Source organism: Leifsonia sp. SIMBA_070 (assembly GCF_046534635.1).
GTDB lineage: Bacteria > Actinomycetota > Actinomycetes > Actinomycetales > Microbacteriaceae > Leifsonia.
On record NZ_JAWRYK010000001.1, the window covers coordinates 2,301,378 to 2,321,011 of the forward strand.

A 19,634-nucleotide genomic window follows, 5' to 3' on the forward strand; every position below is an offset into this window, starting at 1 on the left:
CCAGTGCGTATTCGGCGAATCCTCAGAGCGCTGCGGCGAACTCGCCTGCGTCGGTCACCGGCAGCCGGCACACGAAGTCGCGGCACAGGTACGCCGTCGGCTTCTCGTCGCGGACCGTCCGCGCGGCGAACAGCTCGAAGCCCGCCGCCGCGAACTCCGCGGCCTGCCGTTCCGTGGCGAGGGCCACGAGCGGGGCGTCGTGCCGCCGTGCGGCCGCCACCAGCTCGGAACCGCCGGCCGCCGCATCCGGGAGCACCACGACCAGCTGCCCCACCTCCCCCGCGAGGCGCGACATCAGTGCGAGCGACGTCCCGAAGGCGCTCGGCACCCGGACCGCCTGGACCGCCACCATCCGCATCGCTTCCCGCGCCGCCCGCTCGTAGCGGCGCTCCCCCGTCATCAGGTACAGGGTGTGCGCCGCCTGCGCCATCGACGACAGCCCGGAGGGATAGGCGCCCTCGGAGGGGTCGACCCGCACAGACAGCCCGGTCGCCGTCAGCACCGGATCTCCGCCGCCGGGGGTCTCGAACGGGCAGTCGTCCGCGCCTGCGGCGTCGAGGCAGAGGTCGACGAGGTCGCGGGCCGCGACGGCCGCCTCCGTGTCGCCCGCTGCGAGTGCCAGCTCCAGCAGTCCACCGGCCAGCCCGCCGTAGTCCTCGAGGGTCGCGCCCGCTTCGGACCGGAGGTCGCCGAGCGACGCACGGAGCAGCGTCCCGTCCTCCCGCCGGTGCCGGGTCAGCACCGCATCGGCGGCTTGCCGGGCGGCGGCCAGCCACGCCGGACGGTCCAGGATGCGCGCAGCGCGGGCCAGCGCGCCGATCGCCAGCCCGTTCCATCCGGTGAGCACCTTCTCGTCCAGCGGAGGAGGGTCGAGCTGCGCCCGCTCCGCGGGAGGGACCGTGTAGTACGTCCCCTCCACCCGGGCGCCGTCGATCGTGCTCTCCGAGTCCTGGGCCGAGGCGAAACCGCCGGACGGACGGCGCAGCACGCCGAGCAGGAACGCGGCGATGCCGTCCGCCGTCCGCTCGGCCCACTCCTCGCCGGTCTGCTGCCAAGCGCGGGCGTAGGCATCCAGCAGCAACGCGTTGTCGTAGAGCATCCGCTCGTAGTGCGGTTCGCTCCAGTCGCGGCGGGTCGCGTAGCGGAAGAACCCGCCGTCGATCGGGTCGCGCAGGGGCGACGCCGCCATCCGCTCGAGCGTCCGGGCCGCCAGCCCATGCCCGGCCGGGCGCGCCAGCAGGAAGTCGAGGAGGGGCGCCACCGGGAACTTCGGCGCCGTCCCGAAGCCGCCGAAGTCGGCGTCCTCCGCCTCCGCCAGCTGGGCGATCGCCGCATCCAGCTGCCGGCCGTCGGGCAGATCGGCGACCGATGTGGCCGCCTCCGCCGCCGCGGCGAGTGCCGCCGCCACCTTGCCGGCGTCCGCCTCCACCTCGTCGCGCCGCGCCGTCCACGCGTCCCACACGGCGTCGAGCACCTGGCGGAACGAGGCCCGGCCGGCCACCGGCTGCGGCGGGAAGTAGGTGCCCGCGAAGAACGGCCGCCCCTCCGGCGTGGCGAAGACGGTGAGCGGCCAGCCGAGGTTGCCGGTGAAGGCGCTCGCCGCGGACAGGTAGGCGGCATCGACGTCGGGATGCTCCTCCCGGTCGACCTTGATGGCGACGAACCGCGCGTTCAGCTCGTCGGCGGTCGTCGGATCGCTGAAACTCTCCCGCGCCATGACGTGGCACCAGTGGCAGGTCGCGTACCCGATCGACACCATCGCGGGCACATCGCGTCGGCGCGCCTCCGCGAACGCCTCGGCGCCCCAGGGGAACCAGTCCACCGGGTTGCCCGCATGCGCCCGCAGGTACGGGCTGATCGCGTCGCCGAGCCGATTCACCATGCGCTCACCCTACGACCGGCCGCGGCGAACGGAACCCCGGCCGGTGGGTCCTCCGTCGACTGGTGAGTAGATGTCGCCACTCGGCACGGATTGGCGCATCTACTCACCAGTCGACGCCGAATATGGCCCGGAGTCAGCCCGCGGTGTCCATCCCCTGCAGGCGGATGGACGAGTTCAGGTAGAACGCGGCGAGCGCGGCGTAGGTGAGGCAGGCCAGCGCCGGGATGAACGCGTCCTCCGGCTTGCTCGAGAACGCGCCGACTCCGGAGATGAACGCCAGCACCACCAGGAAGGCGCCGATCCAGAAGCCCGCAGCCGGCCGGGCGGTGGCCCGCCACCAGGGCCGCGGGTCGGCGCGGTTCTCGCCCTCGCCGCGGAAGATCCGCACGCCGACGATCACGTAGGCGACGTTCAGCACCGCGACGATCAGCACGTCGAAGGTCGGATTGACCAGCCGGGCGATCAGAAAGATGTTCAGCAGGAGGATGAGCGCGAAGACGCCGACGATGTAGCTGATCTTCCCCGTGACCGACGTGATCCTCACCCTGCGAGCCTAGCCCGGGGATCCGACGCCCGCCTCGAACCGCGCCACCAGCTCCCGCTTCAGCACCTTGCCGCTGGGGCCGAGCGGCAGCACCTCCAGGATCTCCACCCGCCGCGGGTACTTGTACGCCGCGACCTTCTCCTGGGCGAACACCACCAGCTCGTCGGCCTCGGCGCTGCTTCCGGGCATGAGCGTCACCGCTGCCATGATCTCCTGACCGTGCGTCTCGTGCGCCACACCGAAGACCGCGACCATCGCGACGGCCGGATGCGTCGACAGCACCTCCTCCACCTCGCGCGGGTAGACGTTGTAGCCGTTGCGCACGATCATGTCCTTCTTGCGGTCCACGATCGTGATGTAGTCGTCTTCGCTCTTGGTGCCGAGGTCACCGGTCCGGAACCAGCCGTCGACCACCGCCTCCGCGTTCGCCTCCGGCAGGTTGAGGTAGCCCTTCATCAGGTTGTGGCCGCGCACCACGATCTCGCCCAGCTCGCCGCGCGGGAGCAGCTCGATGCGGTCGTCGAGCTCCGGGTCGGCGATCTCCACGTCCACGCCCCAGATCGGCGTGCCCACCGTGCCGACCCGGGTGGGCCGTCCGCGGTGGTTGAAGGAGGCGACGGGAGACGTCTCGGTGAGGCCGTAGCCCTCGTGCACGTCGATGCCGTAGACCTCCTTCATCCGCTCGATCACGGCGACCGGGATGGCTGCGCCGCCGCTCATCCCGTAGCGCAGCGGCGGACGGTCGGGGTTCGACTTCGCCGCCTCCAGCAGCGCGATGTACATCGTCGGGACGCCCGTCATGATCGTGCAGGCGTGCTCGTTGAGCAGCTGCAGGGCCGTCGCGCCGTCGAACTTGGGGACGAGAACCACGGCCGATCCCGCCCGGAACCCCATGTTCATCACGCAGGTCTGCCCGAACGTGTGGAACAGCGGGAGGCAGCCGAGGATGCGGTCCTCCGGCGTCAGATCCAGCGTGGTCTGGATCAGAACGTTCACCTGCTCCACCAGCGAGAAGTGGCAGCCCTCCGCACCCTTCGGCTTGCCGGTCGTGCCGCTCGTGTAGAGGATGGTCGCCGTGTCGAGCGGATGCCGGGGCACGTAGGTGTCGATGGGCGCCGCGGCGGCCGCCAGCTCCTCCAGCCGGGGGAACGGCGCCTGCTCGAGCAGCTCGTCCGGCACAAGCACCGACACGGTCGGGATGCCCGCCAGCCCCGCACCGCGCGCGCCCTCGCCCAGCAGCGGGGCCGCGCAGATCAGCAGCGAGGCGCCGGAGTCGCGCAGCACGTACGCGATCTCCTCCGCCTTCAGCAGCGCGTGGATCGGGACCACCACCGCGCCGAGCGCCAGCGCCGCGTAGTACGACCGCGGGAAGTCGGGGACGTTGGGCAGCATCAGGGCGACCTTGTCGCCCGGACCGACGCCGAGGTCGCGCAGGGCGCCGGCGTAGGCGCGGGTCTGGTCCCACAGCTCGCCGTAGCGGATCTCGCGGCCGGCGAAGATCAGCGCGACGTTGTCGGGCATGCGGTGCGCGGTCTCCGCCAGGATGCTCGCGACGGACATGGTCGCAAAGCCGTGACTCATGGGTTCTCCTCGTCCTCATCGACACAGGACCCGATCGGGTTGAGGCGAACCTACGTCACGCGGCGTCGCGGGGCAACGCCCCCGTGTGGGACGCGTGCGGGATGCGTGCAGGATGCGAGCGGGATGCGTGCGCCGGACGCACGGTCGTAGGGTGAGAGGGAACCCCCGAAAGCGACAGGAGAAGACCGTGCCCCTGCTCAGACGTCCGGCCGCCCGGCCCGCGGAGACACCGCCCCTGACGTCCGAGCGGATCGCCGCCTGGCTGCGCTCGGAGGGCTACGTGTTCGCCACCGACGACGACGGCGACCAGACCGCGAAATGGGACGGCCACGACGTCTGGTTCTACCGCCACGGCGAGCGCAACGAGGTGCTGAATGTGCGCGGCATCCACAAGCGCCTGTTCTCGCCGGCGTCGAAGGACGAGATCCTGCTGCTGATCAACGAGTGGCACCGGGACCGGCCCTGGCCGAAGGCGTTCGCCACGGTAGACGACGTGGGCGACCTGCGCATCCAGGCGTCGCACTCGTACGACCTGGAGCACGGCGTCACCGACGAGCAGCTGGCCCAGTTCCTCGACTGCAGCCTGTCGACGATCCTGCAGTTCTTCCAGTACATGGATGCGGCGGTCACGTCCACCTGAGGGCCGCCCGCACACACGCGGCCCGCTCCCTCGCGGGTAGACTGGAGGGCTCATGTCTTCGACCGCGACCCTCCCCCGCATCGTCTTCCCGCCCGAGCTGCCCGTCAGCCGGAAGCGGGAGGAGATCGCGCGCGCCATCCGCGACAACCAGGTCGTCATCGTGGCCGGTGCGACGGGGTCCGGGAAGACGACGCAGCTGCCGAAGATCGCGCTGGAACTCGGCCGCACCAGCATCGGGCACACCCAGCCGCGGCGGATCGCGGCGCGCACCATCGCGGAGCGGATCGCCGAGGAGCTGGGCCAGTCGGTCGGCGAGCTGGTCGGCTACCAGGTCCGCTTCACCGACCGCGTGTCGAAGGCGACCCGCATCAAGCTGATGACCGACGGCATCCTGCTCAACGAGCTGCGCCGCGACCGGATGCTGCGCCAGTACGACACGATCATCATCGACGAGGCGCACGAGCGCAGCCTCAACATCGACTTCCTGCTCGGGTACCTGAAGCAGCTCCTGCCGCAGCGTCCCGATCTCAAGCTCATCATCACGTCCGCGACCATCGACCCGCAGAGCTTCGCGGAGCACTTCGCGTCGGCGGACGGCACTCCGGCGCCGATCGTCGAGGTCTCCGGCCGCACCTACCCGGTCGAGCTCCGCTACCGACCGCTGGTCGCGGAGGCGATGGAGGACGACGACGAGGACCCGGATCCGGTGCCGTCCGCCGACCGCGACTACCTGCAGGGCATCAACGACGCGCTCGACGAGCTGGCCAGGGAGGACCGCGGCGACGTGCTCGTCTTCCTCTCCGGCGAGAACGAGATCCGGGATGCGGCCGACGCCATCCGTGGCCGCAATCTACCCGGAACCGAGGTGCTCCCGTTGTACGGCCGGCTGTCGGCGGCGGAGCAGCACAAGGTCTTCCAGCCGTCCAGCGCCGCGGGTGTCCGCCGCCGCGTGATCCTGGCCACCAACGTCGCCGAGACCAGCCTGACCGTGCCCGGCATCAAGTACGTGGTGGATGCGGGAACGGCGCGCATCAGCCGGTACAGCACCCGCGCCAAGGTGCAGCGCCTGCCGATCGAGGCCATCTCGCAGGCCAGCGCCAACCAGCGCTCCGGCCGCTCCGGACGAACCAGCGACGGCATCGCCATCCGCCTCTACTCGGAGGAGGACTTCGCGAAGCGGCCGGAGTACACCGAGCCGGAGATCCTGCGCACCAACCTCGCGGCCGTCATCCTGCAGATGATCTCGCTCGGGCTCGGCGACATCGCGGCGTTCCCATTCCTCACCCCGCCGGACTCGCGCGGGATCAAGGACGGGCTCGACCTGCTCACCGAGCTCGGCGCGATCACAGCGGGAGGCGCGGGGACGGAGGGCACCACGCTGACAGCGGTCGGCCGCCAGCTCGCCCAGCTCCCGATCGACCCCCGCTTCGCGCGGATGGTCGTCGAGTCCAAGCGCCACAACACGTCCCGGGAGGTCATGGCGATCGTCGCCGGCCTCACCATCCAGGACCCACGCGAGCGGCCCGTGGAGAAGCGCGGCAGCGCCGACGAGAAGCACGCCCGGTTCGCCGACCCGACCAGCGACTTCCTCACCCTCCTCAACCTCTGGAACTATCTGGAGGAGCAGCAGAAGGAGCTGTCCTCCAGTGCTTTCCGGAGGCTGTGCAAGGCCGAATACCTCAACTTCCTCCGGGTGCGGGAGTGGCAGGACGTCTACCGCCAGCTCCGTCAGCTCGCCAAGCCGCTCGGGCTGACCGTCGGCGAGCCGTCCGTGAATCCGGACGGCATCCACCGCTCGCTGCTCGCCGGCCTGCTGTCGCACCTGGGGTTGAAGGATGTGCGGGAGTCGGGCAATAAGGGAGGGGCGCGCGGCGCCCGGCAGTCCGAGTACCTCGGCGCGCGGCAGACCCGGTTCGTGATCTTCCCCGGATCCACCCTCGCCAAGAAGCAGCCCAACGCGGTGATGAGTGCAGAGCTTGTGGAGACCTCCCGGCTGTTCGCTCGGATGAACGCCGCCATCGACCCGGCCTGGGCCGAGCCGATCGCCGGTGACCTGTGCAAGCGGCAGTACAGCGAGCCGCACTGGGAGAAGAACCAGGGCTCCGTCGTCGCGTACGAGCGGGTCACCCTGTTCGGCGTGCCGATCATCCCGCGGCGGCGCATCCAGTACGCGCGGATCGACGCCGCGCTGTCGCGCGAACTGTTCATCCGGCACGCGCTTGTGGACGGCGAATGGGACTCCCACCAGGCGTTCGACCGGGCCAACCGGGCGCTGCGCACCGAACTGCGCGAGCTGGAGGAGCGGACGCGGCGCCGCGACATCCTCAACGACGACGAAGCCGTCTACGAGTTCTACGACCGGCGCATCCCCACTGACGTGGTGTCCACGCGCTCCTTCGAAGGCTGGTGGAAGAAGGCCAGGCAGGAGACGCCGGACCTCCTCACCATGACGCAGGAGGCGTTGCTCGACGACGAGGCGGCGGAGGTCGACGAGGAGTCGTTCCCGCCGGTGTGGCGGCAGGGCGACCAGCAGCTGACCCTCCGCTACAAGTTCGAGCCGGGGGCCGAGGACGACGGCGTGACGGTCCAGGTGCCGCTCCCGCTGCTCGCAGGGCTGCTGCCCGACGGCTTCGACTGGCAGGTTCCCGGACTCCGGCACGAACTGGTCACGGCGCTGATCAAGTCGCTCCCCAAGGCGATCCGCCGCCAGGTGGTCCCCGCCGCCGACTGGGCGCAGCGACTCCTCGGCGAGCTGTCCGGCACCGCCGGGATGCGGGCGCACGAGGGCGAGCGGCCCGCGGCCTCCCTCGTCGACACGCTTGCGGCGACGATCTCGCGGCTGACCGGTTCCCGCGTCAGCGGCACGGACTTCGACCTCGAGCGCCTGCCGTCGCACTTGCGGCCGACCTTCCAGGTGATCGGCGAGCGCGGCCGTCCGCTCGCCGGCGGCAAGGACCTGAGCGCGCTGCAGGACCGCCTCCGCTCGCGCGCTCGCGACTCGGTCGCCGCCGTCGCGGAAGCCCGAACGCCGAACGCGATCGAGCGGTCAGGCCTGACGACGTGGGATTTCGACGAGCTGCCGCGCTTCGTCGACTCTACGCACACCGGGCCGGGAGGGACGAAGAACGTGATCCGCGCCTACCCGGCGCTGGTCGACGACGGCGGCTCGGTCAGCATCCGCTTGATGGGGACGCCCGCCGAGCAGGCTCGCGCCATGCCGGGCGGCGTGCGTCGCCTGCTGCTCGCCAGCGTCCCGTCACCGGTCGCCTACGTGCAGCAGCATCTGACCTCCACCGAGAAGCTGACGCTGGCGGCCAGCCCGTACCCGAACACGAAGGCGCTGTTCGACGACTGCCTGCTGGCGGTCGTCGACTCGGTGCTGTACCGGATGAAGCCGGACGGGCAGCTCTTCATGCGCGCCGAGTTCGAGGCGGTGCGCGACCGGGTCTCCGGGATCGTGATGGACTCGATGTTCGAGACGGTCGCGCTCGTCACGCGCATCCTCACCGCCGCCCGCGCCGCCGAGAAGGCGATCTCGGGCGTGACGGCGCTGACCTACCTGGCCGCGCTCAACGACGCGAAGGGGCAGCTCTCCGGGCTCGTCTTCCCTGGTTTCGTCTCGCGCACCGGTCTGGAGCAGCTGCGGCACCTCCCCCGCTACCTGGCCGGCATCTCGCAGCGGATGCAGGCCCTCCCCACCAACCCGGGCCGCGACCGCGCCTGGCAGACGCAGGTGGAGACCGCCGTCGCGCTGTACACCGACGCGGGCGGCCGCATCCCGCTGGCTCCGGACGCGTCGCCCTCCCTCGTGCACGCCCGGTGGATGCTGGAGGAGTTCCGCGTCTCGCTCTTCGCCCAGTCCCTCGGCGCAGCCGAAACCGTCTCCCTCCCCCGCATCCGCAAGGTCCTCGCCTCCTAACGCGCCCTCCCCCCACCGTCGAGTCCACACTTTTTGCACGCTGCGGCGGCGTGTCGCGTGCAGAAAGTGTGTACTCGACGGTGGGGCGGCGGGGCGGAGGGCGCGGGGGGCGGCGGCGAAGGGCGCGGAGGCGGTCAGACGCCGAGGTTGAAGCCGCCGTTCGAGTGGAGGAGCTGGCCGTTGACCCAGCCGCCGGCGGGCAACAGGAGGAACGCGACCAGGTCGGCGGTGTCCTGCGGGGTGCCGAGGCGGCCGAGGGCGGTCTCGGCGGCGAGTTGCTGGGCCAGCTCGGGCGTCATCCAGCCGGTGTCGATCGGGCCGGGGTTCACCAGATTGGCCGTGATGCCGAGGTGCGCGAGCTCGACGGCAGCCGCCTTCACGATCCGGTCGAGGGCGCCCTTGCTCGCGCCGTACGGCACGTTGTGGGCGGTGTGGTCGCTGGTCAGCGCCACGATGCGGCCGAACCCCGCGGGTCCCTCGTACTGCTCCGCGAACGCCCTGATCAGCAGCCACGACCCGCGCGTGTTGACGGCGAAGTGCCGGTCGAAGGCCTCCACCGAGGTGTCCAGGATGCCGCTGTCGACCGAGTGCGCGTGGCTCATCACCAGCGCACGGATCGGGCCCAGCTCCGCGCGCACGCGCGCGATCGCCGCGGCGGGAGCCTCCGCATCGGACAGGTCGACCGAGACCGGCAGGGCGCGCACGTCGAACGCGCGCAGCTCCGCGGCCAGGGCCTCATGCTGAGCGGGATGCGCACCCCACGGCATCTCGGCGTCGTAGCCGTCCCAGTAGCCGAAGGCGACGTCGAAACCGAGCGACGCGAGGTTCCGGGCGATGGCTGCGCCGATCGTGTTCGGCCGGCTGGCGCCGGTGATGAAGACAACGGGACGGGCGGAGCGGGCGTCGTTATCCATCCGACGATTCTGTCAGAAGGCGACGCCCGCTCGACGCGAGCCGTTGAAGCGGGCCCGGGAGGCTAGAGCACCTTCGAGAGGAACGCCTGCGTCCGCTGGTGCTGCGGGTTGCTGAGCACCTCGCGCGGGTCGCCGGCCTCGACGACCACGCCGCCGTCCATGAAGACCAGCTCGTCCGCGACCTCGCGGGCGAAGCCCATCTCGTGCGTCACGACGACCATCGTCATGCCGCTTGCGGCCAGCCCCTTCATCACGTCGAGCACCTCGCCGACGAGCTCGGGGTCGAGTGCGGAGGTCGGCTCGTCGAACAGCATCAGCTTCGGGTCCATCGCCAGCGCCCGGGCGATCGCCACGCGCTGCTGCTGCCCGCCGGAGAGCTGGGACGGGTAGTGGTCGCCCTTGTCGGACAGCCCGACCCGGGCGAGCAGCTCCGTCGCGCGCTCCACCGCCTTCGCCTTCGAGAGGCCCTTCACGCGGATGGGCGCCTCGATGATGTTCTCCAGCGCCGTCATGTGCGGGAACAGGTTGAACCGCTGGAACACCATCCCGATCTCACGGCGCTGGCGGGCGGCCTCCTTCGGCTTGAGCTCGTACAGCTTGTCGCCGTGCTGGCGGTAGCCCACTACCTCGCCGTCCACCGCGAGCCGGCCGGCGTCGACCCGCTCCAGGTGGTTGATGCAGCGCAGGAAGGTCGACTTGCCTGAGCCCGACGGGCCGATGATGCAGAGCACCTCGCCGGGGTTCACCTTGAGGTCGATGCTCTTGAGCACCTCGTTCGAGCCGAAGCTCTTCGAGACGCCCTCGGCCAGGACCATGGGAGTCTTCGTGTCGGTCATCCCTTGCCTCCGAGGTCGTTTCCGTCGGGTGCGCCGGCGGCGGGCAGGGCGCCCGTCGCCATCGCGGTGTCGTTGCGGTCGGGGCGGCGCGCGTTGACGCCGCGGGAGAACCGCTTCTCGAGGAAGTACTGCCCGACCATCAGCAGCGAGGTGAAGAGCAGGTACCACAGCGACGCGACGATGAGCAGCGGGATGGGCGTGTACGTCACCGCCGAGATGTCGCGCGCGACCCCGTACAGGTCGGTGGTCAGCGGGATGGCCGCCACCAGCGACGTCGTCTTCAGCATCGAGATGACCTCGTTGCCGGTCGGCGGGATGATCACCCGCATCGCCTGCGGGATCACGATCCGCGTCATGGTCTGCCACCACGACATGCCGAGCGCGGTCGCCGCCTCCTCCTGACCCTCGTCGACCGAGAGGAGTCCTGCGCGAACGATCTCCGCCATGTAGGCCGCCTCGTTCAGCGCGAGGCCGATGACGGCGATGATGAACGCGTTCTGCATGAACCCGAGGTTCAGGTCGAAGCCGACCTGCGTCCACGGCACGCCGAGGAAGATCTGCGGGTAGATCAGCGAGAACAGGCCCCAGAAGACCAGCTGCACGTAGACCGGGGTGCCGCGGAAGATCCACAGGTAGAGCCAGGCGACCGACTTCACGACCGGGTTCGGCGAGAGCCGCATCACGGCCAGGATCAGGCCGAGGACGACGCCGATGATCATCGAGTAGACCGTCAGCTGGAGGGTCACGAGCGCAGCTGCACTGATGCGCTTGTCGAAGACGTACTTGCCCACGTACTGCCAGCCGTAGGCGTCGCGCTGGGAGGCGTCGACGATGAACCACACCAGCAGCAGGATCAGGATGGCGGCGAAGACGATCCGCCACGGGTGCTTGAGCTTGATCGCCTTGATCGGCTCGGAGCGGGTGCCCCCCGGCGACGGGACGGATCCCGTCGCCGGGCGGGCGGCGTTGCTCTGGGACATGAAGGTCAGCCCTTCGCGGCCGCGTTGACCTCGGCGGATTGCACCGCGCCGTCGGCGACGCCCCACTTGTCGAGGATCTTCTTGTAGGTGCCGTCGTCGATCAGCGCCTGGACCGCCTTCTGCAGCACGGGCGTCAGCTTCGAGTCCTTCTTGACGGGGAGGCCGTAGGGCGCCTCGTCGAAGGTCTTGCCTGCGGCCTCCAGCTTGCCGTTCGACTTGGAGATCGCGTACAGGGTGACGGGCGAGTCGGCGCTGAGGGCGTCGGCCTTGCCGAGGATCACGGCGTTCGTCGCGTCGTCCTGCGTGTCGTAGCGGAGGGCCTGGATGGCGGGCTTGCCGGCGTCGGTGCACGTCTTGGACTTCGCGGGAACCTCGTCGGTGTCCTCGTACGTGGTGGACTGGACGGCGACCTTCAGCCCGCAGGCGTTGTCCGGGTCGATGCTCTTGCCCTTCTGGGCGGCCCAGAGGATGCCGGCCGAGTAGTAGTTGACGAAGTCGACCTGCTGCTCGCGCTCGGTGGTGTCGGTGAAGGACGACATACCGTAGTCGTCCTTGCCGCCGGTGATGCTCGGGATGATGTTGTCGAACTTCGCGATGGCGAAGCTGGTCTTGAGGCCCAGCTTGGCCGAGATGGCGTTGGCGAGGTCGACCTCCCAGCCGACGGGCTGGCCGTTGTCGTCCTTGAACTCGTTCGGCGGGTACGTGTTGTCCATGCCGACGACGAGCTTGCCGGCGGACTTGATGTTCGCGGGCAGCTGGCCCGCGAGGGTGTCGTCCTTCTTCACGTCGGCGGCGGCGCTCGACGTTGAGCTGCCGGACGGGGTGGAGTTGTCGACGCAACCGGTGAGCGCGAGCGCTGCAACGGCGGCGACAGCGGCGATGGGGGCCGCAGATCGGATGCGCATAGTGTCGTTGTCCTTCTTCCTGGTGCAGGAATGTGTCGATGCGTATTGCACGGGTAAGGGGAGGATACCCCAGCGGCGAGGCCGTGCTTGAACACTAATTCGCGTAGGCAACGGCGTTTTTCACGCACGTTTCCGCCATGTTTCGGCCGTTCGGCAGCGGAATCCGCGCTTTTGGGGTGCGGGTGAGCCGGGATGCGCGCGCGTCAGGCCTCTGTCGCGGCTGGTCCTGTGGCGGCGGGTCCTGTGACGACGGGTCGCGCCGGGTCGTTCGACCACGCCGAGTACGAACCCGGGTAGAGCGAGGGCATCGGGAGGCCGGCGACGACGAGCGCGAGCGCCTCGTGCGCGGCGGTGACGCCCGATCCGCAGTAGACGCCGACAGGGGTGCCCGCGCCGATGCCGAGCTCGGCGAACCGCTCGCGCAGAACGGCGGCAGGCAGCATCCTGCCCTCGGCGTCGAGGACGGCCGTGGAGGGCGCGCTGACCGCGCCGGGGATGTGCCCGGGCCGCGGATCGACCGGCTCGACCTCGCCGCGGAAGCGTTCGCCGGCGCGGGCGTCCAGCAGCACGCTGTCGCTCGCCTCGGCGAGAGCCGCCGCGCCGTCGGCGTCGATGGTCGGCAGCTCGCCGAAGCTCAGCTCGAGGTCACCGGGAGCCGTCAGCACCGCCCCGGTCTGCAGCGGCAGGCCGGCCTCCCGCCAGGCGGCCAGTCCGCCGTCGAGGACCCGCACGTCGCGGACGCCCGCATGCCGCAGCAGCCACCACGCGCGCGCCGCGGAGCCGCCGAACACGTCGTCGTAGACCACGACGGAGTCGCCCTCGTGCAGGCCCCACCGCCGTGCGGCCTCCTGGAAGTCCTCGATCGCGGGGAGCGGATGCCGCCCATCCGTCGGCGCGCCATGGCCGGCCAGCTCGGTGTCGAGGTCGACATAGACGGCGCCGGGGATGTGCCCGCGCTCGTACTCCTCGCGGCCGGGCGGACCGCCCAGCTTCCAGCGCACGTCGAGCACGCGCCACGACGAACGCCGCCGGCCGGCGCCGCTCCACAGGGATTCAGCCCCGAGAGCGACGTCCAGCGCGGCGGCGGTGATCAGCGGAGGAACCTCCGTCGTCATCTCAGCGACCCGTGGAGGCCTTGGCGTTCGACTCGTACGACGTGTTGGTGGACTCGAAGAAGTTCACCAGCTCGAGCGTGTCGTTCGCCGTCGCCATCCACTTCGCCGGGTTCGACACCTTGTACTCGGCCTCGAAGCCCAGCTCCTCCAGGCGACGGTCCGCCAGGTAACGGACGTACTGGTTGATGTAGTTGGCGTTGAGGCCCAGGATGCCGCCGGGGAGGAGGTCGCGGTTGTACTGCTCCTCCATCTCAACCGCATCCAGGATCATCTGGCGGATCTCGTTCGCGAACTCCGGCGTCTGCAGGTCGGGGTTCTCTTCCAGAACCGTGAGGATGAGGTTGATGCCGAACTTGAGGTGCAGCGACTCGTCGCGCACCACCCAGTCGATCAGCGAGCCGAAGTTGCGGAGCAGGTTCCGCTGACGGAACGACAGCGCCACCATGAAGCCCGAGTAGAACCAGATCCCCTCGAGGATGACGTTGTACGCCACCAGGTTGCGGATGAAGTCCTGCTTGCCCTCGGTCGTGGTGATGTCGAGGGTCTGCTCGGTCATCCGCTTGATGAAGGAGACCTCGAACTCCTCCTTCTTCGCCATCGACGGCACGTCGACGTGCGAGTTGTACGCCTGCTCGCGGTCGATCGGGAACGTCTCGAGGACGTACTCGAACGACATGCAGTGGTTCGCCTCCTCCCACATCTGCTTGGCGAGGTAGAGGTGCGCCTCGGCCGCGTTGATGTAGGGGTAGACGCCGAAGGCCAGCGCCTTGTTGACGAGCAGCTCGTTCGGGTTGAAGTAGCTCATCAGGAAGGTGACGGCGTGCCGCTCCTCGTCCGTCATCTTCTTGAAGTCGGCGATGTCTTCGCCCAGCTGGATCTCGTTCGGGAACCAGGTGTTCGCGACGGCCTGGTCGTACAGGTCCATCGCCCACTGGTACTTCACCGGCTTCAGCAGCAGGCCCTCTTCGATTCCGGTACCCAGAATCCCCATGGTGTTTCTTCTCTTTCTACTGTCGACGCGGCGCGCGGGTTACTGGCAGGACTCGCACTGCAGGTCGTCCATCGGGTCGACCGGCACGTAGTATTCCTCGATCTTGGTGCTGTTCACTTGCTCTCACCACCCGTCGCGAGACCGCCGAAGCCGAAGCCGCGACGCGCAGGAGCCGCTGCAGGAGCGGTCTCGGTGACGGCGGGGGCCGCGGCCGGGGCCGGGGCGCCGGCGCCGACGGAGGCGAAGCCCGTGCGGCCGCCCGAGATCTCTTCCGCCTTGTTCACCTTGACGGTGGACTGCTCCGCCTGGTGACGCGGCTTCATGTGGAGGTAGTACGTCGTCTTGACGCCCTTCTCCCAGGCCGCGTAGTAGATGTCCATCATGTCGCCGAGATCGCGCGTCTCGAGGTACATGTTGCGGCTGATCGCCTGGTCGATCCACTTCTGGGCGCGGGCCGCGACCTCGATGAAGGCGTAGGGCGAGAGCTGGAAGCTCGTCTTGAACGTCTCCTTCACCTCATCCGGGATCTCGGCGATGTTCTGGATGTCGCCCTGCGACCGCAGGATGGCCTCCCGCACGTCCTGCCAGATGCCGCGCTCCTGCAGCGTCTCGACCAGGTTGCGGTTGACCTCGAGGAACTTGCCCGACGAGGTCGACCGGCTGAAGATCTGCGAGAACTGCGGGTCGAAGCCCGGCGTGGTGCCGGCGACGAGACCGATGGAGGCCGTCGGCGCGATGGCCATGAGCGTCGCGTTGCGCATGCCGCCCTTGACCTTCTCGCGGAGGCGGTCCCAGTCGAGGCGGATCGTGCGGTCCACCGTGATCGGGATGCCGCGGTCGGCCTCGGTGAGGGCGATCGAGTCGTAGGGCACCAGGCCCTGCGACCAGCGCGAGCCCTCGAAGTTCGGGTATGCGCCGCGCTCCTGCGCCAGGTCGGCGCTCTCGTCGATCGCCGCGTACGAGACGTGCTCCATGATCTCGTCGATCAGGGCGTACGCCTCCTCGCTCTCGTAGCTGAGTCCCAGCTTCTCGACCACGTCGGTGAAGCCCATGACGCCCAGGCCGATCGCGCGGTTCTGCTGGTTCGAGAAGTCGGCCTCCGGAACGCTCGACACCGTGATGTCGATCAGGTTGTCGAGCTGGCGCACCGCCTGGCGGGCGCTCGCCTCGATGCGCTCCCAGTCCATCCGGCCGTCGATCAGGTGACGCGACAGGTTGATGGACGCGAGGTTGCAGACGGAGACGTTGTCGCGGTCCTGCGGCAGCGTGATCTCGGTGCACAGGTTCGAGAGGTGGATCGTGCCCGTGTTGTTGTTGAGGGCACGGTTGTTGATGGTGTCCTTCCACGTCAGCCACGGGTGGCTGGTGGTCTGCAGGCTCATCAGGATGTCCTTGAACTGCGCGCGGGCGCTGATCTTCTTGAACATCCGCAGGTTGCCGGCCTCGGCCTCGGCGACGTAGTGGGCGTAGCGCTCCGAGAAGGCCTTGCCGTACAGCTCGTTGAGGTCGGCGACCTCCAGCGGGTCGAAGAGGTACCAGTCCTCGTCGTTCTGGACGCGCTTCATGAACTCGTCGCTGATCCAGACGGCGGTGTTCGCCGTGCGGGTGCGGCGGTACGGGTCGCCGGAGTTCTGGCGCAGGTCCAGGAACTCCGGGAAGTCCATGTGCCAGTTCTCCATGTAGAAGCACAGCGCGCCGAACTTCTTGCCGCCGCGGCTGACCGCGCGCAGCACCGAGTCGATCGTGTGCATGAACGGGATCGGGCCGGTCGAGGTGGTGTTGTTCGAGCGGATGGGCGAGCCCTGCGCGCGCAGCTTGGTCACGGCGAGGCCGATGCCGCCGGTGCCCTTCGTCAGCCACATGACGTCGCGGACGCTCTTGGCGATGTGCTCGATGTCGTCCTGCATCTCCATGACGAAGCAGTTGGAGAGCTGCGGGTACGCCGTGCCGGCGTTGACGAGGGTGGAGCCGGCGGCCAGGTACTCGAGCTTCGACATCTTGTCGTAGAACGCGATGGCGTGGCTGGTCGGGTCGGCCTCGTTGAGGGAGAGGCCCATCGCGATGCGCATCCAGAAGAACTGGGGCACCTCGAGGGAGTCGCCGTTGCGCGCCTTGATTCCGTAGCGGTTGTTGAGGGTGACGACGCCGATGTACTTGAGCAGCTCGTCGCGCGACGGGTCGAGGTAGCCGGCCAGTCGGTCGAGGTCGAATGCGGTCGTGAAGCGGCCGTCGAGGAGGGTCTCGGCGACGCCGCGCTCGATGTACGAGCGGAAGCGGGAGGTGTGGAGTTCGACGAGCTCATCGTGGCTCTGGTAGTCGCCGAGGACGCGCTTGTAGATCGTCTTCAGGAGGAGGCGTGCGGCGACGGTGTCGAACGCGGGGTCGTCCTTGACGTTCTGGAGGGCGACCTGGATGACCGCCTCGTCGAGCTGCTGGGTCGTGATGCCGTCGAACAGCGTGAGCTCGAGCTCGCTCGCGATCTGCGTCACCCACGTGATGTTCTCGTCCAGTCCCTGGGCCGCATTCTCGATGGCCAGGTTGATCTTGTTGGCGTCGTACGGCTCGCGCTCGCCGTTGCGCTTCACGACTGTGATTGCCACTGTCTCTCCCTCTTCGATGTGCCGTCTGAACGGCGTGAATTCCCCGCGGAACCGTGCCCTCTCTCATCGCGGGAAGGCTGACCGGCTCTGTGTGCTCGACCACTATATAGCGGGCCTCGGACATTTCCACGCCCCCATATCTAGTGGGCGTGTCGTCCACAGATGGGGACAAGTTATGCACAGTTTCCACACCCCGCGAAGGGGGGACGGCAGACTGTGCACACCCCCTCGACGTGGGCTCCGCGACCGATAGTGTGGATGGTTGTGAGCAGCTACTCGAGCCTTCTGAAGACGCCGGGCGTCGCCCGCATCATCGCGGCCCAGCTCACCGCGCGCTTCCCGTTCGGGATGCTGTCGCTGGCGTTCCTGCTCCACATCGAGCGCGTCCACCACTCCTACGGCGCGGCCGGCCTCGTCCTCGGCGCGATGAGCATCGGGCAGGCGATCGCCGGTCCGATGACGAGCCGCCTGATGGGCGTGCTCGGGATGCGGGTCGTGCTGTGGACGACGCTCCTGTTCTGCTCCGCGGCGGTGGCGGCGATCGGCCTGTTCGTCATGCCCATCCCGGTCACGATGGCCGTGGCGTTCTTCGCCGGGCTGAGCATGCCGCCCATCCAGCCGGCCGTGCGGACCATCTACCCCAAGATGGTCAACTCGCGGCAGCTGACCCCGCTCTTCTCGCTCGACGCCTCCGCCCAGGAGATCATCTGGATCGCCGGGCCGGTGGCGATCACGTTCGTCTCGACCCAGATCGGCACCGTCGAGGGCATCCTGATGTCGGTCGCCATCATGCTCGCCGGCGGCTTCTGGTTCATCGCGTCGCCGGAGGTCGGGCGGGTGCGCATCCCGCGCAGCAAGCGGCGGTTCGGGACCGTGCTGGCCCGGCCTCCCGTGCTGCTCGCGACCGTCGTCGGTTTCCTGCTCATCGGCTCCTGCGCCGCCGTGGAGGCGGGCGTCGTCGCGAACTTCGGGGAGGGTTCGCCGCTCGCCGGCATCGTGCTCGCCATCTGGTCGCTCGGCTCGCTGGTCGGCGGCCTCGCGTTCGGGCACGTCCCGATCGGGCCGTGGGCGACCGCGCGCCGCATGCTGATCGTCTTCGTCGGCATCGTCATCTCCACCTTCATGCTGTGGTCGTGGTGGGGCCTGTCGCTGACGCTGCTGGTCGCCGGCCTCGGCATCGCGCCGGCCCTCGCAGTGCTGTTCGCGATCGTCTCCGCCAGCGTGAAGTTCTCGGACACCGCGGAGGCCTACGGCTGGGTCGGCACCGGGCAGCTGATCGGCGCCGCGCTGGGCTCCGCGGTCGCCGGCTTCCTCATCGACGGCGTCGGAGCGGTCGGCGCCTTCTGGATCGCTGGCGCGTTCGCCCTGGTCGGCTTCGTCGTCCCCGCCCTGGCGTACCGGGTGCACCCCGACCTCCGCGGCCGCGACGCCTCCCCCATCCCCGACACGGAGCCCGTCCCCGTCCAGCCCTCCTGACCGTCCCGTCCCGTCCCCGTCCCGTCCCATCCCATCCCGTCCCATTCCGTCCCCGTCCCGTCCCCGTTTTCTCGCCGAGTGGTGACTTGATGTCGCAACTCGACGCGAATAGGAGCAACAACTCACCACTCGGGCCGCGGCCGAAGCTCGAAGGGGACCTCCTGCGCGGTCAGCCCGGGCGACTCCGAGACGACCCACTGGCGAGTGGTGACACGTTGTCCGAAATCGAGACGAATTAGGTACAGGACTCACCACTCGATCGGCGCCTGTGGATAACTCGGGGCGTGATATCGCGCCGGGCGGCAAGGTAGTGGCATGGGTCGTCATGCCGCTCCTCTGCCGGGACAGTTCGCCTGGGCGCCGTTCCGCGTCGCCGACGCCAGCGAGCGCGACATCGGCCCGGGTCGGCTCCGCGGGCGGGACCTCATGCGCCCGGTCCGCGGCGTCCGCGCTCCAGCGGATGCCGACCTCCACACGCGGTGCCGTGCGCTCCTCCTGCACCGCCCGCACGGGATGTGGTTCAGCCATCTCACCGCCGCTCGCCTCTACGAGATTCCGCTGCCGTCCCGTCTCCGGTACGACGACCGCATCCATCTCAGCGTGGCAGCTCCCTCGCGTGCGCCGCAGATCGCGGGAACCACCGGTCACGTCGCCGCTCGATCCGAGACCGCGGTGCACCGTGGGCTTCCGGTGTCGCAGCCGGCGGCCAACTGGCTGGAACTCGCCGCCTCGTTGCATCGCGAGGAACTCGTGGTTGCGGCCGATTTCCTGGTCGGCGCATCGCTGACGACGATCGAGCGCCTCACCTCCATCGTCGAGGAGGCTCGCGGCCGTCGCGGCGTAGGGGCTGCGCGACTCGCCGTCGCCTTGGTCCGCCCGGGTTCGGAGTCACCTGCTGAAAGCGCGCTTCGCGTACTGCTCCACGATGCGGGGATCGCCCCGCCGGAGCTCAACTACCGCATCCATGCCCATGACGGCTCATTCGTCGCGCGGGTGGATATGGCATACGCGGATCAGCGCCTGATTCTCGAGTACGAGGGTGACCACCACCGCGTCGACCGCGAGCAGTGGCATAAGGACATCCGACGGCAGGCGCAGCTCGAGGATCTCGGCTGGCGCGTGATCCGCGTAACCGCCTCCGACCTGACCTCCCCCGCCGCCCTGATCGCCCGCATCCTGCGCGCGTTGGCGACGAGTCGTGAGTAGATGCTCGAATTCCCGCCGAGTTGCGACATCTACTCACCACTCGGC

Annotated in this window: 14 protein-coding genes; 4 read left to right on the forward strand and 10 right to left on the reverse strand. The window is 69.3% G+C overall.

The window, feature by feature from the left end:
* Window positions 1-22: 22 nt before the first annotated feature.
* The 3 genes from SB754_RS10835 to SB754_RS10845 all read right to left on the reverse strand — a co-directional run bounded on the left by SB754_RS10835 (window position 23) and on the right by SB754_RS10845 (window position 4,007).
* The gene (locus SB754_RS10835; protein ID WP_410782330.1) at window positions 23-1,882 is read right to left on the reverse strand and encodes a thioredoxin domain-containing protein; all 1,860 of its coding nucleotides are present in this window, start codon (window positions 1,880-1,882) and stop codon (window positions 23-25) included.
* 133 nt (window positions 1,883-2,015) lie between these two features.
* A complete protein-coding gene (locus SB754_RS10840; protein WP_410782331.1) occupies window positions 2,016-2,426 on the reverse strand; it encodes a hypothetical protein in 411 nt (136 codons plus the stop codon).
* Window positions 2,427-2,435: 9 nt separating this feature from the next.
* On the reverse strand, window positions 2,436-4,007 hold the full coding sequence (locus SB754_RS10845) for a long-chain-fatty-acid--CoA ligase (RefSeq protein WP_410782332.1): 1,572 nt from the start codon (window positions 4,005-4,007) through the stop codon (window positions 2,436-2,438).
* Window positions 4,008-4,194: 187 nt separating this feature from the next.
* Between SB754_RS10845 and SB754_RS10850 the strand changes: the two genes are divergently transcribed.
* Together SB754_RS10850 and hrpA are read left to right on the forward strand one after the other, a co-directional pair.
* A complete protein-coding gene (locus SB754_RS10850) occupies window positions 4,195-4,647 on the forward strand; it encodes a YbjN domain-containing protein (protein WP_410782333.1) in 453 nt (150 codons plus the stop codon).
* 52 nt (window positions 4,648-4,699) lie between these two features.
* The gene (hrpA, locus tag SB754_RS10855; protein WP_410782334.1) at window positions 4,700-8,566 is read left to right on the forward strand and encodes an ATP-dependent RNA helicase HrpA; all 3,867 of its coding nucleotides are present in this window, start codon (window positions 4,700-4,702) and stop codon (window positions 8,564-8,566) included.
* 134 nt (window positions 8,567-8,700) lie between these two features.
* Here the strand turns inward: hrpA and SB754_RS10860 are convergent, their stop codons facing one another.
* From SB754_RS10860 to SB754_RS10890, 7 genes are all read right to left on the reverse strand, one after another.
* Entirely contained in the window at window positions 8,701-9,480 is a 780-nt protein-coding gene (locus SB754_RS10860; RefSeq protein WP_410782335.1) for an SDR family oxidoreductase, read from the reverse strand.
* 62 nt (window positions 9,481-9,542) lie between these two features.
* Window positions 9,543-10,316, reverse strand: a complete 774-nt coding sequence (locus SB754_RS10865; RefSeq protein WP_410782336.1) for an amino acid ABC transporter ATP-binding protein — start codon at window positions 10,314-10,316, stop codon at window positions 9,543-9,545.
* Window positions 10,313-11,296 (reverse strand): amino acid ABC transporter permease, encoded by a 984-nt coding sequence (locus tag SB754_RS10870; RefSeq protein ID WP_410782337.1) that lies wholly within the window; start codon window positions 11,294-11,296, stop codon window positions 10,313-10,315. Before SB754_RS10870 ends, SB754_RS10865 begins: the two co-directional genes overlap by 4 nt.
* A 5-nt stretch (window positions 11,297-11,301) precedes the next feature.
* Complete coding sequence (locus SB754_RS10875; protein WP_410782338.1) at window positions 11,302-12,201, reverse strand: ABC transporter substrate-binding protein; 900 nt, start codon at window positions 12,199-12,201, stop codon at window positions 11,302-11,304.
* A 203-nt stretch (window positions 12,202-12,404) separates the two neighbouring features.
* Window positions 12,405-13,316 carry a sulfurtransferase gene (locus SB754_RS10880; protein ID WP_410782339.1) on the reverse strand — a complete coding sequence of 304 codons (912 nt, stop codon included), beginning with the start codon at window positions 13,314-13,316 and terminating at the stop codon, window positions 12,405-12,407.
* Between the two features lies 1 nt (window position 13,317).
* Window positions 13,318-14,307: a ribonucleotide-diphosphate reductase subunit beta gene (locus tag SB754_RS10885; protein ID WP_410782340.1), complete on the reverse strand. Its 990-nt coding sequence runs from the start codon at window positions 14,305-14,307 to the stop codon at window positions 13,318-13,320.
* Window positions 14,308-14,420: 113 nt separating this feature from the next.
* Entirely contained in the window at window positions 14,421-16,907 is a 2,487-nt protein-coding gene (locus SB754_RS10890; RefSeq protein WP_410782341.1) for a ribonucleoside-diphosphate reductase subunit alpha, read from the reverse strand.
* A gap of 264 nt (window positions 16,908-17,171) precedes the next feature.
* Between SB754_RS10890 and SB754_RS10895 the strand changes: the two genes are divergently transcribed.
* Both SB754_RS10895 and SB754_RS10900 read left to right on the forward strand, forming a co-directional pair.
* Entirely contained in the window at window positions 17,172-18,383 is a 1,212-nt protein-coding gene (locus SB754_RS10895) for an MFS transporter (protein WP_410782342.1), read from the forward strand.
* A 315-nt stretch (window positions 18,384-18,698) separates the two neighbouring features.
* On the forward strand, window positions 18,699-19,589 hold the full coding sequence (locus tag SB754_RS10900; RefSeq protein WP_410782343.1) for an endonuclease domain-containing protein: 891 nt from the start codon (window positions 18,699-18,701) through the stop codon (window positions 19,587-19,589).
* Window positions 19,590-19,634: the final 45 nt, after the last annotated feature.